Origin of the sequence: Paenibacillus sp. DS2015 (genome assembly GCF_050433705.1) — a bacterium.
Classification (GTDB): domain Bacteria; phylum Bacillota; class Bacilli; order Paenibacillales; family Paenibacillaceae; genus Paenibacillus_AQ.
Map to the genome: position 1 here is coordinate 73698 of NZ_JBNPWS010000008.1, position 15003 is coordinate 88700.

The 15003-nt window shown below is 40.1% G+C and carries 11 protein-coding genes; 3 read left to right on the forward strand and 8 right to left on the reverse strand.

Annotation, left to right across the window (positions count from 1 at the left end; translation table 11 throughout):
- Positions 1 to 232: 232 nt before the first annotated feature.
- Entirely contained in the window at positions 233 to 955 is a 723-nt protein-coding gene (locus J2T13_RS09600) for an amino acid ABC transporter ATP-binding protein (protein ID WP_429370634.1), read from the reverse strand.
- A complete protein-coding gene (locus J2T13_RS09605) occupies positions 942 to 2408 on the reverse strand; it encodes an ABC transporter substrate-binding protein/permease (protein WP_429370636.1) in 1467 nt (488 codons plus the stop codon). The genes J2T13_RS09600 and J2T13_RS09605 overlap by 14 nt, the downstream gene beginning before the upstream one ends.
- A 200-nt stretch (positions 2409 to 2608) precedes the next feature.
- Between J2T13_RS09605 and J2T13_RS09610 the strand changes: the two genes are divergently transcribed.
- Together J2T13_RS09610 and J2T13_RS09615 are read left to right on the forward strand one after the other, a co-directional pair.
- Complete coding sequence (locus J2T13_RS09610; RefSeq protein WP_429370638.1) at positions 2609 to 3781, forward strand: M20 family metallopeptidase; 1173 nt, start codon at positions 2609 to 2611, stop codon at positions 3779 to 3781.
- Positions 3782 to 4049: 268 nt separating this feature from the next.
- A complete protein-coding gene (locus J2T13_RS09615) occupies positions 4050 to 5798 on the forward strand; it encodes an alpha-glycosidase (RefSeq protein ID WP_429370640.1) in 1749 nt (582 codons plus the stop codon).
- A 347-nt stretch (positions 5799 to 6145) separates the two neighbouring features.
- Here J2T13_RS09615 and J2T13_RS09620 read toward each other — a convergent pair whose 3' ends face one another.
- Genes J2T13_RS09620 through glgB form a run of 3 tightly spaced genes read right to left on the reverse strand, consistent with a single transcriptional unit; the run spans position 6146 to position 10119 of the window.
- The gene (locus J2T13_RS09620) at positions 6146 to 6727 is read right to left on the reverse strand and encodes a hypothetical protein (protein WP_429370642.1); all 582 of its coding nucleotides are present in this window, start codon (positions 6725 to 6727) and stop codon (positions 6146 to 6148) included.
- 31 nt (positions 6728 to 6758) lie between these two features.
- Entirely contained in the window at positions 6759 to 8186 is a 1428-nt protein-coding gene (gene glgA, locus J2T13_RS09625) for a glycogen synthase GlgA (RefSeq protein WP_429370644.1), read from the reverse strand.
- Position 8187: 1 nt separating this feature from the next.
- On the reverse strand, positions 8188 to 10119 hold the full coding sequence (glgB, locus tag J2T13_RS09630) for a 1,4-alpha-glucan branching protein GlgB (RefSeq protein ID WP_429370646.1): 1932 nt from the start codon (positions 10117 to 10119) through the stop codon (positions 8188 to 8190).
- Positions 10120 to 10305: 186 nt separating this feature from the next.
- Here glgB and J2T13_RS09635 point away from each other — a divergent pair, with 186 nt between their 5' ends.
- Positions 10306 to 11511: a glucose-1-phosphate adenylyltransferase gene (locus J2T13_RS09635; protein WP_429370648.1), complete on the forward strand. Its 1206-nt coding sequence runs from the start codon at positions 10306 to 10308 to the stop codon at positions 11509 to 11511.
- Positions 11512 to 11600: 89 nt separating this feature from the next.
- Here the strand turns inward: J2T13_RS09635 and J2T13_RS09640 are convergent, their stop codons facing one another.
- From J2T13_RS09640 to J2T13_RS09650, 3 genes are read right to left on the reverse strand one after another with little or no spacing between them, the layout of a single operon-like run.
- Complete coding sequence (locus J2T13_RS09640) at positions 11601 to 13025, reverse strand: sensor histidine kinase (protein ID WP_429370650.1); 1425 nt, start codon at positions 13023 to 13025, stop codon at positions 11601 to 11603.
- Positions 13022 to 13720, reverse strand: a complete 699-nt coding sequence (locus tag J2T13_RS09645) for a response regulator transcription factor (RefSeq protein ID WP_429370652.1) — start codon at positions 13718 to 13720, stop codon at positions 13022 to 13024. Before J2T13_RS09645 ends, J2T13_RS09640 begins: the two co-directional genes overlap by 4 nt.
- Complete coding sequence (locus J2T13_RS09650) at positions 13713 to 14975, reverse strand: hypothetical protein (protein ID WP_429370654.1); 1263 nt, start codon at positions 14973 to 14975, stop codon at positions 13713 to 13715. Before J2T13_RS09650 ends, J2T13_RS09645 begins: the two co-directional genes overlap by 8 nt.
- Between the last annotated feature and the right edge of the window lie 28 nt (positions 14976 to 15003).

Consider the following 15003-nt stretch of genomic DNA (forward strand, 5'->3'; position numbering starts at 1 on the left):
AGTTTTAGTAGTAGAATTTACTTGGACAAGGTAGCATATGTTTCACTGTATTGTAGCAGTGATTGCCTAACGGAACAATGATATGAATGTGACGCAATTTCGCGAAAAATAAAATGCACCCTATTCGTAAGAATGAATGGTCAGTGTATCTTCCATACATCCCTACGTTTGAATGGGTGCATTTTGAAATTCAATTAATATGTTTAATTATAAACGTTATGAAGTGTGGATTTTATAGTACTTTGCTCAGGAAGTCTTGGGTTCTTACATTCTTAGGATTCCCAAAAAGTTCTGCAGGCGTGCCCTGCTCAACTATGTTTCCTTCGTCCATGAATATAATTCGATCCCCTACCTCACGTGCAAAACCCATCTCGTGTGTAACGATGATCATGGTCATACCCTTGTCTGCCAGCTTCTTCATTACTTCTAACACTTCTCCGACCATTTCTGGATCTAGGGCAGAGGTAGGTTCATCAAATAGCATGACATGAGGCTGCATTGCTAATGCTCGCGCAATCGCCACCCGTTGTTTCTGTCCACCAGATAATTGATTTGGATAAACATCCTTCTTATCCGCTAGTCCTACAGTTAGTAATAAGTCTTGCGCGATCTTATCTGCTTCAGCTGCAGACTGTTTTTTAACCGTTTGTGGTGCGAGTGCGATATTCTGACCTACCGTCTTATGAGGAAAGAGATTAAATTGTTGGAACACCATCCCCATTTTCTCACGTGTTACATTAATGTTGTGTTTAGGAGCAGTTATGGACTCCCCTTCAAACAATATTTCGCCAGATGTAGGCGTTTCAAGTAGATTGAGGCATCTCAAAAAGGTGCTTTTACCGGAACCTGAGGGTCCAATGACCACCACAACTTCACCTTTAGTAATCTCAATATCAATACCTTTTAGAATTTCTAATTTACCGAATGATTTATGAAGACCCTTAACGTTTATCACTAGCACTCCACTTCCTTTCTACAATGCCTAGCAGCTTAGACAAGGTAAACGTCATAATGAAATATATAGCTGCTGCGATAATAAATGGACTAAGACCTTTATACGTAATGTTCTTAATGATTTGCGCTTGATACATAAGTTCCGCCATACCAATCACGGATACAATGGATGATTCTTTAATAATGGTAATAAATTCATTCCCGATGGCGGGAAGAATGGATTTAAATGCTTGCGGTAAAATGATATGACGCATCGTAGCGCCACGGTTCATCCCAAGTGAGCGAGCCGCTTCCATTTGTCCACGATCCACACCTTGAATACCCGCTCTGAAAATTTCAGCGAGATAAGCTGAACTGTTAATGGATAGTGTGATCATACCTGATTGCAGAGGTGATAGATTAATACCTAGTGTCAACGCCAGACCGTAGTGAATGATCATGAGTTGCACCAGCATCGGTGTACCTCTTAATATCTCAACATAAGTTGTTCCTATAAATTTCACGATACGAATGTCATTCATACGCATCAGCGCAATAAATAACCCAATAATGAAACCAAATATAACACCTAGCGCAGATAATAGTAACGTATATCCTACACCCATAGCATAATAGCTACGGTATTTCCAAAAGATTGAGAATATATTTCCCTCCACTTGCTTATCGGCGGCTAGAAGACTAGCCTCTTTTACCATCCGCTCAATATCACCATCTTGCGTTAATCGGGCAAGTGTTTCGTTAACGGTGGTTAGCAGCGTATCGTTACCTTTACGAATACCTATCGCTGCCTGTGCTTCAGAATCCTCTGGAACGGCTCCAGAAAGTACTGTGTCGGAATCCAGGTAACCCACGGCTACTGTATCCTCCAAGATTACGGCATTCACTCGATTCGTTTCTAATTGCATCATCAGATCTGGAATTCTGTCCAATGATGTTAGCTGAGCCCCAGGTATAGTTAGGCCAATTTCTTCCTGAATCGATCCTTTTTGTGCACCAATCTTCTCATTCTCAAGATCTTTCATTGTAGAATACTTATCTTGATCCTTAGCTCTAACTACGATCACTTGTTTGGACTTGTAATAGTTATCAGAGAAATCAATACTTCGTCGACGCTCATCTGTTGGTGTTAATCCCGAAATAACGAGGTCTACACGTCCACTTTGGAGCGCGGATAACAGACTATCAAAGCCCATATCCTCAATGACAAGTTCGGCTCCCATGTCCGATGCAATTTCTTTGGCAATCTCAATGTCAAACCCTACGATTTGGTCTTTGCCATCAATTGTCTTGTGAAATTCATAAGGTGCAAATTCCGCACTTGTTCCAAGTATGAGCTTGTTATTCGTATCTGGTTCTTCAACCGCGGCGCTTACGATATTCGCCGTAGGAACACCAGCAGTAAGGAATATAACGATCGTTACCAGAAACACGATAAGCCGAACCATTTTCTTCAACCTTGTTCTCCCCTTGCTTTTGTAAATATATTTGATAATAAATTTAATAACTGGACTATTATAAGTGTTAATGTATTATTATGCAATGTATTACCTTACCATTACACTCTATCGATGAGAAAAGACTGCATAAATGCTTGCTCATGATATAATGGAGCCTATATTGTCATTTATATTTCATATAGAGGAGTGCACTAACCTTGAAAGACAAATCCCAAATCGAACTAACTATTGATCAATATGCTTCCCGTTTCAAGGATATCTCATTATATATTGGAGCGAACCCAGAACTTGGGAATGAGGAGTTTCTTGCTTCGGCTAAACTAAAAGAAGAACTGACTTACCATGGATTTAGTGTTGAAGCGCCAGTATTAGGACTTGAAACAGCTTTTATTGGAACCTATGCCGCAGCCAAATCTGGCCCAACGATAGCTCTATTGTGTGAATATGACGCACTAGCGGATCTTGGACACGCTTGTGGTCATCACCTCATCTGTATGATGAGTCTTGGAGCTGCCATTGGCTTGAAATCTGTTATTGACGAGATTGGTGGCACTATTAAAGTATTCGGCACTCCAGCAGAAGAGACTCACGGCGCTAAAGTGCCCATGACGGCCGCGGGTCTTTTTGACCATTGTGATGTGGCTATAATGACTCACCCCTTCTATGCTTATGAGAGATCTGGAAAGTCACTGGCTATGGATGCTATTCAGTTCGAATTCTATGGTAAATCCTCTCATGCCGCAGCAAGTCCGCATGAAGGTGTAAATGCACTTGATGCTGTCATTCAGACCTTTAATGGCATTAACGCTTATCGTCAGCAAGTAAGAAGTAGTGTTCGTATACATGGGATCATCAATAACGGTGGACAAGCCGCTAACATTATTCCGGATTATGCCTCCGCACAATTCTATGTACGAGCATCTTCTCGGACGGAAGTAGATATTCTTACGAATCGAGTCAAACAGATCGCCCAAGGAGCTGCGCTGCAAACCGGTTGTCGCATAGAAATATCCAACTACGAAACCTCCTATGATGAAATGAATACAAACGAGAAGCTTTCAGATGCTTTTACGTCTAACCTAATCGATTTAGGTATTCATCCAGATGAAATACAGATTGGAAATGACCATGGATCGATGGATATTGGAAATGTATCCCTACGATGCCCTGCTATTCATCCTTACATTAAAATAATCGATGAGAGACACGCGCTGCACACGAATGAATTCCGTGATCTCGCCATGCAAGATCGTGCCCTAAATGGCATGCTCCTTGCAGCCAAAGCGTTAGCTAGAACAGCTTACGATGTTATTACTGACCCAGCGTTACTGGAACAAATTCGTGCTGAATTTCAAGGCCACGAACAATAATAATCATTAAAGTTCATACCGAAAGCAGACATTCTCCTTGATGTCTGCTTTTTCATTTATACGCGAAAGAGAAACGGTTACCGTCTTCTAATGAGATGGCAAAGCCGTTTCTTCTTGTTTGCACACACCTATTTTTTTTCCATAATATATATTACACATCTGTATGATTTCTAAGCATACTTATGTCACTAAACCTAACAACATGGTTCAATTGCACACTAAACAGGTTAAATATATCTAAAACATATTGAAATAAGGGGTGTTGTTCATGCTGTTAGAAGCCTTGTATCACGTCCCTAGGGGTAAGTGGGCATATGCTTATAATTCTTCTACCATCCATCTACGCGTACGCTCCAAAAGAAACGATGTTAACTCTGTTGTTGCCATGACAGGTGATAAATACGATTGGGAGGCTACTTATTTCCAGATTACAATGGAAAAGGCCGCTTCAGACGAGATGTTCGATTATTGGGAGGCATCCGTACGACCTAAATATAAAAGATTAAGTTATGTATTCAAGGTGAGTGCTGGAAGTGAAACAGTCTACATGTTAGATAATGGTGTTTATCGCGAATGTCCTCAGCCCACTAGATCTTACTATGAGTTCCCTTACATACATGAGATCGATGTCTTTAAAGTACCAGATTGGGCTAAAAAAGCTGTTTTTTATCAAATAATGCCTGAACGTTTCGCTAATGGCGACCCTAGCAATGATCCACCGCATACGGAGCCTTGGGGTGGCAGGCCTAAATTAAATAATTTCTTTGGAGGAGATCTTCAGGGGGTATTAGATCATCTTGATGATCTGGTTGAGTTAGGAATTAACGCGATTTATTTCACTCCTCTCTTCCTCTCCCCTTCCAATCATAAATATGACATTGTTGATTTTAAGCAAGTAGATCCACAATTCGGAGATAATGCCCTCCTTAAAAAAGTAGTGAATTCCTGTCACACACGTGGCATTCGAGTCATGCTTGATGCCGTTTTCAATCATTGCAGTGAGCGATTCCCACCCTTTCAGGACGTTCTGCTGCACGGTGAGAAATCCAAATATGCAGATTGGTTCCATGTGAACCAGTTTCCTGCACAAGTTAACAATGGCATTGCTAGCTATGATACGTTCGGATTCTATGGAAATATGCCTAAATTTAACACCGCCAATCCTGAAGTGAAGCAATACTTACTTGATGTTGCGGAATATTGGATTAAAGAAATCAACCTGGATGGATGGCGACTTGACGTTGCTAACGAAGTGGATAATCATTTCTGGCGGGACTTCCGGAAGGTCGTGAAGAACGCTAACCCTGAAGCCTACATCGTAGGAGAGGTATGGAGCGACTCACTGACTTGGTTAGTTGGTGATATGTTCGACTCTGTTATGAATTACCCTTTTGCTGATAAAGTACTTCAATTCTTCAACGGGGGCATGGACGGTATTACCTTCGCCAATCGCGTCGGCTCAATCCTGATGCGCTATCCTCAACAGACCAATGAAGTTGTATTCAACATGTTATGTAGTCATGATACAGATCGACTTCTAAATCGTGTCGGTAATGACAAGCGTAGACTCAAATTATCGGTTGTTTTCTTATTTACATTCATGGGAACCCCTTGTATTTTCTATGGTGATGAAATTGGATTAACAGGGGGGAACGATCCTGATTGTCGTCAATGCATGCAGTGGGATCATAAGAAACAAGATCGTGAATTATATGATTTCTACAGGCTTATGATTGCCCTACGCAAGCAGAATGGCGCCTTACGTGAAGGTCACTTCAGATTCTTAAAAGCAGACTCTAATGATGGTCGGATTGTGTACGAACGAGCAGATGAGAAAATCCACTTTACGATCTGGATGAACAATACCGAAGAATCACAGATTCTATCTCACCCCATGGTCACACAAGACTGGAAAGACGCGCTCTCTGAAGAACATGTAGAACCTAAAGAGGGCATCATGAATATTCATCTTGATCCCTACGGTTATCGAATTTTGTATCGTAATCTACGTTCATAATTTACTTCTACCTGATGGAACCCCTCCCCATCGGGTTTTTATTTGCTTTTCCACAAAAAATAAACGGATGCTCGCCCTACAAGGACGCCATTCGTTTATTATGAAATAGAGATGTATTTGTGAATAACAGGAATTCAGATTCAGTTATTTTGGATCAAAACCAAAATCAGTGCTTGACATTGATTTGAACGGACACCAGAGACCTTATTTGCTGTAATTACCATGATTCTTGATCCCTACGGACACCACCGACCTTATTTCACATCATTCTATGTGTTTGGGCCCATTATGGGTAAATAAGAGCTTCTGTGTCCGTTCGGGTGAACCCTAAATACGTCAAGATCTGATTATGGCATTGAACCATTATTTTTTATCCATTCTTTATATTCGGGTAACGTATATTCATCCGTTTTTACAACGTTCCATTGATTATCTTTCTTTTCCAGAAATAGTTTTATTAGAAACTCCCCACCTGATTCATCAAAATCATCTTTAAGATACACAATGCCGCCATGAACAAGAATGATAACTTCATGCTCGTTCATTGTTTTCACTTTTATTCGTCCATGACTTTCTTCACTGAAATTTGCATCGATAAAAGAGCCACTAAGGATGTTTCCATCCTCGTATTGTTCGCTATTAATCCCCTTGTTACGATCTACATTGCCCTCTAATTGTGGATACCGCTTCCAGAGCATGGTAATGTCCCCGTTTACTACGGATTGTGTTCTGTAATGTAAATATTCCCTGACTGGTTTGATATATTTCACCCACTCAGATGGTTCAGGTTCAATAAATCCTTCGGTATCAGTCTCTGATTTCTGTTGAACTTGCTTCTCATTTAATTGATTATGTTGTTGTGTATTACAGCCCAATAAAGCCATCGTAACGACCAGAATCAGGATTATAATCAAGAACGATTTCTTCACAATGCCACCCTTTTACCCTTCGTATCATATTTCAACGAGTCGAAATTGAATGATATATATCCGTATATTCCTTAGCTGAAACATTCCAGCTATAATCCCCATTGAACGCATTCTTCGTAATTTGGCGCCAATGGTCTGACTGATTATAGATAGACAAGGCTCGTTTAATCGTGTGCATCATATCATATGCATTGTAGGCTCCGAATGAAAAGCCATTACCTTCACCTGTAAATTCATTATAAGCTTGAACGGTATCGTTCAACCCTCCTGTTTCACGTACAATAGGGATACTTCCATAACGTAACGCCAGTAACTGACTAATCCCACAAGGTTCAAATTTAGAAGGCATCAGAAACAAGTCACTAGCCGCATATATTTTGCGTGAAAGACCTTCACTAAATCTGATCTGAACAGACAGTTTCTCTGGATAACGATAAGCCGCTTCACGGAACCAATCCTCATAACTAGAGTCTCCTGTACCTAATACAACAACTTGAATGTTCTCATGCTGGAGTAGCTCGTCTAGAGATCTGATCACTAGGTCAAGTCCCTTCATTTCAACAAGCCGCGTAACCATGGCGATCATAGGTATATCTGGGTTACTAGGAAGATTCAATTCTCGTTGAAGCTCCACCTTATTTTCTTTCTTTTTAGCCAAGTTAGATCGATATTTCACATAAATGTGAGAATCAGAATTCGGATTATAACTCTTCGTATCAATACCGTTTACAATCCCGGTAAGCTTGCCTCCTAAGGATGACAGTAATCCATCCAATCCATTTCCATAATACGAAGTCTGGATCTCACGGGCATAGGTGGGACTCACAGTAGTTACATGGTCTGAGTATGTAATCCCTGCTTTCATGAAGTTCATTTTACCGTAATACTCTACACCCAAGTAATACTGATTATCTAACCCGAGTAAATCGCCCATCACCTCATAAGGGAATACCCCTTGATATAACAAGTTGTGAATCGTAAATACTGTTCTCATGTCTTGATAAAATGGATCGTGTTGGTAATGGGCTTGAAGGAGCATGGGTATCATGGCTGTATGCCAATCATGACAATGTATCACCTCTGCTTGAAAATCAATAAGGCGTAATACCTCTAATACAGCACGATTAAAGAAGGCGAATCTTTCTCCATCGTCCATATACCCATATACACCATCACGACCAAAGTAATATTCATTGTCAATAAAATAAATAGGAATGCCTTCATGGACTAAAGTCTCGATACCACAATACTGACTTCTCCACCCAACATATACTTTCACCTCACCCATATGACTCATGGCATCTCGATATTCACCTGAAATCCCCCGGTACTTAGGAAGGATCACACGGACATCTTCGCCGTTCTGCTTAAGTGCTTTAGGAAGAGCTCCTATCACGTCAGCCAATCCACCTGTTTTGACAAAAGGGGTGGACTCCGCTGCTGCGATCAATATTTTCATGTTACATTCCTCCTATTTTTTTGTTCCGACGAGGTTCTCTTTTGTAAATCAACATACTGAGTGGGGGTAAACTTAGCACTAAACTCTGCTTCTGATTGTGCCAAGGAATCTTCTCACTTGTGATTAGAGACTCACTAATCGTGCCTTCTCCTCCAAATGAAACTTCATCTGTACTAAAGACGCATTGATAATGGCCTGCTCTATGAACTCCAATCCGATAATCATCTCTCCGTACCGGTTGGAAATTAATTATGATGATTAAATCATCTACAGGTTTTTTACCCTTCCGAATGTAGGAGATCACACTTTGTGATTGATCATCTGCACTAATCCATTGATATCCCTCTATGACTTGATCCAGTTCCCATAACGCTTTTTCCTGTAAGTAGAAATGATTAAGTGCCTGTGTATAATGCTTGGTTTGACGATGTTTGTCATAATCCATTAACAACCAGTCTAATTGATCCTGATCTTTCCACTCAATGAATTGGCCAAATTCTCCGCCCATAAACAACAATTTTTTTCCCGGATGGGTCATCTGATACCCAAGCAGGATACGCAAACCTGCAAATTTCTCTTCATAACTACCAGGCATTTTGTTAAGCAGTGATTTTTTTCCATGTACTACCTCATCATGTGAAAGCGGTAATGATGCATGATCTGAATATGCATAGCATATAGGAAAAGTAAGCAAGTTATGCTTAGAAGGCCTATGGGTAAAAGGACTTTCTATGTAGTCTAATGTGTCATTCATCCATCCCATATTCCATTTGTAATTAAACCCTAGCCCTTGATATTCAACCGGGGCTGTAACACCAGGCCAGGCGCTGGATTCCTCAGCCATCATTAAAGCATATGGGTAATAGTGAAATACCGTTGTATTTAGCTGTTGCAGGAACTTAACGGCCTCAATATTCTCAAGTCCACCCTGTTCATTACGCTGATATTGATCTTCTCTCTTTTCAAAATCTAGACGAATCATACTGGTCACTGCGTCAACGCGCAAACCATCAATATGATACATATCCATCCAAAAGAGCGCATTAGATATTAAGAAGGAGGATATTTCTTTTTTACTGTAGTCAAAGGATAGTGTTCCCCATCCAGGCTTCTCCGCCTTATAAGAATCACCATATTCGAAGAGTGGTGTACCATCAAACAATCGAAGTCCATGTGCGTCTTTAGCGAAATGAGCAGGTACCCAATCCAGAATAACCCCAATGCCCGCTTGATGGAACGAATCCACTAACATCATGAAGTCGTGTGGGGAGCCAAACCGACTCGTTACTGCATAGAAGCCGGTTACTTGATATCCCCAAGACAAATCATAAGGATGTTCACTCAGTGGCATAAATTCAACATGTGTGTAGCCCATTTCTGTAACGTACGGAACAAGCAACTCAACCATTTCTTGATAGTTGTACAATGATCCATCTATTTTCTGTCTCCAAGTCCCCAAGTGAACTTCATAAATGTTGAGAGGTTTTTGGTAATATGCCCTTTTCTTAGTACGCCATGCTGTATCCTTCCACTTGTATCCTGCTAAAGAAGACACTACGGAGGCAGTGGCTGGTCTAACTTCTGCTTGGAAAGCATAAGGATCAGCTTTTAGGAAATGATCTCCTTCTGGGCCGGTAATATCATATTTGTATAAACTTCCAAGGGTGATGCCTGGAAAAAAGCGACTCCAAACACCGGATTCGGGTATCTTAACTAAAGAATCATTTGTTCCATTCCAGTTGTTATGATCTGTAGCTAAACCAACATGACGCGCGTTAGGGGCCCAGACCGTAAACCGAACACCATCTAGCCCATCTTCCAGTGCTGGATGAGCACCTAAGAAGCGGTAACTATGATGGGATGTTCCTTCATGAAATAAATAAATATCGTCTTGAGTAATCACTTCTTCAGGAATGTAAGGATCATTCAACATTATCACCCGCTTTATATAAATATAATTTCTATGTTATTAACCCATTCTAGCCATTTTGAAAATAAAATGACACTTATAAATAAAACTGTAATGTTTTCAGCAATTTTTCAATATACTCGTTTCAAGTGGGTCAACATCGTTTATGTAAATAACATCCTATTCAACAATATCGGAGGGAATACGAAAATGAATAAAAAAGATTGTATCGCTATGCTGCTTGCTGGAGGCGAAGGCCGAAGATTAGCACCTTTAACTTCTGTAATGGCCAAACCAGCGGTGCCGTTCGGTGGTCATTACCGCATCATTGATTTTCCTCTGAGCAACTGTGTTAACTCGGGAATTGATACCATTGGTGTTCTCACTCAGTATGAAGCAGAATCTCTTCATAGACATATAGGCGAAGGTGAACCTTGGGGATATCACACAAACCATGGCGTATCTCTTCTTCCGTCTGATTTAACGGGAAGTCAATACTTAGGAACTGCAGATGCCATTTATAAGAATATTGACTATATAGATCAACAAGATCCGGAACATGTCCTTATTCTTTCTGGAGATCACATTTACCATATGGATTACAGTGAAATGCTTGAATATCATCGCAGTAAAGAGGCAACAGCAACGCTTTCTGTTATGGAAGTTCCATGGGAAGAAGCGAGTCGATTCGGTATATTAAATGTTGACTCTGAATTACGCGTATCTGACTTTGTAGAGAAACCAACAGTGCCTGAAAGCAATTTAGCTTCCATGGGTATATATATATTTCAATGGGCATATTTAAAAGAGATCTTGTTGAAGGATGCTGCCAATCCTCGTTCTAGTCACGACTTCGGGAAAGACATTATTCCATATATGCTTACGAAATCAGCCCCTCTCTTCGCTTATCGTTTCAAGGGATATTGGAAAGATGTTGGCACAGTGGATAGTCTCTGGGAAGCACATATGGACCTATTGGATGAAACTGTAGGATTGAATCTGCATAAGAAGGAATGGCCGATGTATGGTCGTTCTTGGAAAACAAAATTCAGTACTCCTAAACTTAAAAGTGGTGTAGCATCCAATTGCTTAATATCTGAATCCTGCTCTCTTGATGGCAATGCTGAGAAATCCATTGTTTTCTGTGGTGCTGAAGTTGGAAGGAATACAAGCATTAAAGATAGTGTAATCATGCCGAATGCCAAAATCGGTCGTAGTGTTGTCATTGAGCGAGCCATTATCGGAGAAGGTGCAGTAATAAAGGACGGTTCTGTCATTAAAGGCTCGGTAAATGAAATTGTGGTCATTGCACCTCATGAAACGGTTTACCCTAAACACATATTGCGTACTTCCCGTATACTTCAAGAGGTTTATGAGAAATCAACGCGATTAGTCGCTGAAGGTTTATCTTCATAATATAACTTATATTACCAAAAAGAGCGAATTCCACAAGTGGAATTCGCTCTTTTACATGACTATCATGAATCATTGATCATAAAGGATCATTATGACTCCACCGTGACAACAGCCTGTTCTTCCGCTAATAGCAGCACGATGGTTACCGTCGTTCCCTTATCCAGTTCACTCTTTATTTCCATTGTTCCTTGATGTTGTTCAACTAACTGTTGAGAAATAGCTAGCCCTAGACCTGTTCCACCGTTAAGTGGATTAACTTGGAAGAAACGGTCTCTGACTTTCTTAACATGTTCTTCGCTTATCCCTATGCCCGAATCATGTACTTCTATCTCTACTAGTTCAGGAAAACACGTCACATGAAGATAAATATTACTTTGTTCTGGTGAGAATTTAATCGCATTATCCACAAGGTTGATAAAAACTTGCTTTAACCGATTGGGATCCCCCATAACCATTGGATTTTCTTCAGATTCCAGAATAAGCTTAATATTCTTCTTCTCTGCTTTAGTCCACATATTCAACATAATCTCTTGTAAAAGCTCTTTGATAAGCACTTTACCCATCACAAGCTTCATTTCATTCTGCTGAAGTTTAGAGAAGTCTAGAATCTCCTCTACAAGCCCAATGAGGCGTTCTGTCTCCTTAGATATGATCCCCATACCAATTCTAGTCTCATCAGGATCAAAACCTCCAGAGTCCAGCGTCTCACTCCAGCCCTTGATACTTGTTAAGGGTGTCCTCAGCTCATGAGAAATGGATGATATGAAATCATCCTTGATCTGATTACTACGGGTGATCTCTTCAGCCATATGATTCAAGGTCGATGCAAGCTCACCCAATTCGTATTTATAATCCCCTTTAACCCTTACCTTATATTTACCCTTCGCCATTAGAGCCGATACCGCTGTGATGTTATTGAGTGGCTTTACGATAGAATTAGCAAGACCTAGACTGAAAGCTAAAACTACTGCCATTACGGATACACCAATACCTACGGACATTAAAGTTACTGCAAATAATTTCTCGTTGACCCGTTCCAACGAAGTTACATATCTCAATATGTAAGAGTTCGAATATTGACCTGAAATCTGTGTCATCTTAGAAATTGCAATGATATCTTCATCTGTTGACAATTGACGACCTACCCATTTACCTATATTACCTGAAATGGCCTGTGGAATATCACTTGTCTGAATTGTCGTATCCGGTTGGAATCCCGAGGAGTTAATAAGAATGTTTCCTTTGGTATCCAAAATTTGTAGTTCGGTATTGGTCAATTCATAGTTGCGTAACATATCCGGCAGAAGGTTAGGATTATCTTCTGAAGTAGATGAACGGGTAACCTGATAATAAGAATCAGCAGCCCCAATATGAGACTTAATATGACTATATATACTATCATAATAATAGGTTCGTATCGCAAGTAAGAAGATGACCTCCACTATTAAAAGTGCAGTGAATACTACAATGAAATAGTGCATCACTATCTGTCTGCGTATACCCTTTTTGATCATTGTACAAGGCCTTTCCACTTATATCCATGGCCCCATACTGTTTGTAGAAATTCAGGCTCTGACGGGTTATTCTCAATCTTCTGACGCAAGCGGCGAATATTCACATCAACAATTTTGGGATCTCCCATATACTCTTTGCCCCAGACATGATCCAATAACACATCACGACTTAGTGGTGTACTTTCCTTTTCCAGAAAGAATTGAATGAGTGAGAACTCTGTTGGTGTAAGCTCGATAGCTGTTCCATTCTTCTTAAATTGTTTAGATATAAGATCTAAAGCGAACGGACCCGAAAGGAAACTAACCTTAGCTGAGTTCTCACGATGCACGTTAACACGTCGTAACAACGATTGAATTCGGGCAATCAGCTCCGTTGGACTAAAAGGTTTACTAACATGGTCATCCGCTCCGACAGATAGTGCATATACCTTATCTTGCTCTTGTACTTTGGCAGTTAAGAAAATAATACCGATTCGTTCGTTATTTTCCCGAATTCTTCGACACACTTCGAATCCATCAATGCCAGGAACCATCACATCTAGCAAAGCAATATCAATATCAGGTACACTTTTCAACTTCTCAAGAGCCTCATATCCATCAGCAGCTTCAATAACCTCAAACCCATTGCGCTTCAAGTTAATAACAATAAAACTGCGAATCGACTCTTCATCTTCCATAATCAATACTTTACTCATTTTTGATTACCTTCCTTTCTATCAGAGGAACCTCGGTACTGTCCCTTTCCTTACTTTTATTTAATTTGAGATTGTCATCATAACTTTTATATCCCATAACTTTGCTCTTATCTTTGGTTAACAATTCCCAGTCTCCATGATCTTTCTCCCATTGATGTAAGGTGAAGAATTTGATCTCCGCTACGGTCTTACCTGTATCCAGCATAATGAACCGCAAATAATCATCTTTGACAGATTTCGTATCTACCGTAACATTGTTATGCCACTCTGGAGGAAAGAAATTCAGATGGAAATGATTAGTCAAATCTTGATATTGTTGTCTGACAAAGACAAGATCTTCACCCCCGTCCCACTGATAATAAGAGAAAAACCAGGGAATCTCGTCAAAATTAAAATGCTCCCATCCTTTAGGGATCTCTAACATTCCAATCTCATAAATACCATCATTATTTACATCTTCACTAGTCACCTGTAATTCTTTATATGTGCGGTCTTGATCCATAACCAACCTCAACTTGTTATTCTCCATGACAATGATCTCCGAATATGAAGAAGTTTCTCCAATAGAGGAATCCAGAATAATTCCCTCTTTATCCTTGGCCACTTTTCCTGAAACCACATTGTAATAATTATCTACATTAGGGTTCAATTCAAGTCGATCTACTGTTATAAAACTTTCCTTATACTGATACGTTGTCATAACTGCGAGTTCACTCGGCGTTAAAGAAATAATGGTAAGGTCATTAATCTTGTCCATATTTAAATCATCAATGATAAACTCCGTGTAGGGTAACTCTAGCTGCTTTTCAACACTATCTCCTAGATACGAGTATACGATGAGCGCTTTATCAAGATCTTCGCCTCGAGAGTAACCGGCTATAATGTCAATATTACCGTCATTCGTAATATCTTCAAACTTCAAAGACTCCAGTACCTTACCCACACCATCAAAGGCCAACTTTTTAATCCACGTTCCATTCTCAATCTTTTCAAAGATCATACCGTGCAATAGTACATCTTGATCTGGTGTTTCATAGAAAACGACGGTCTCGTCTACACCGTCATTATTTAGATCAACAAAACGGATAAGACTTGTATCTTCTGTTTCACGTGCGCGAATTTTTTTATTACCTTCTGGTAATTGAGTTTCGATAAATTGTCGAAGTGATTCTTTATCCGCTGAAATTTGTGGTGTTTTCATAAGTACAATCGGATCACTAATAACATTACAGCCTCCGAGTATCAGTACAGCCAAACAGGCGGCACATGTCCTTATAAACTTA

Bases quoted from the DNA above. Each gene is read 5' to 3' on its own strand.
- J2T13_RS09615 (WP_429370640.1), top strand. From the start codon at position 4,050: ATGCTGTTAGAAGCCTTGTATCACGTCCCTAGGGGTAAGTGGGCATAT.
- J2T13_RS09640 (WP_429370650.1), bottom strand. From the start codon at position 13,025: ATGATCAAAAAGGGTATACGCAGACAGATAGTGATGCACTATTTCATT.
- J2T13_RS09645 (WP_429370652.1), bottom strand. From the start codon at position 13,720: ATGAGTAAAGTATTGATTATGGAAGATGAAGAGTCGATTCGCAGTTTT.
- J2T13_RS09635 (WP_429370648.1), top strand. From the start codon at position 10,306: ATGAATAAAAAAGATTGTATCGCTATGCTGCTTGCTGGAGGCGAAGGC.
- glgA (WP_429370644.1), bottom strand. From the start codon at position 8,186: ATGAAAATATTGATCGCAGCAGCGGAGTCCACCCCTTTTGTCAAAACA.
- glgB (WP_429370646.1), bottom strand. From the start codon at position 10,119: ATGTTGAATGATCCTTACATTCCTGAAGAAGTGATTACTCAAGACGAT.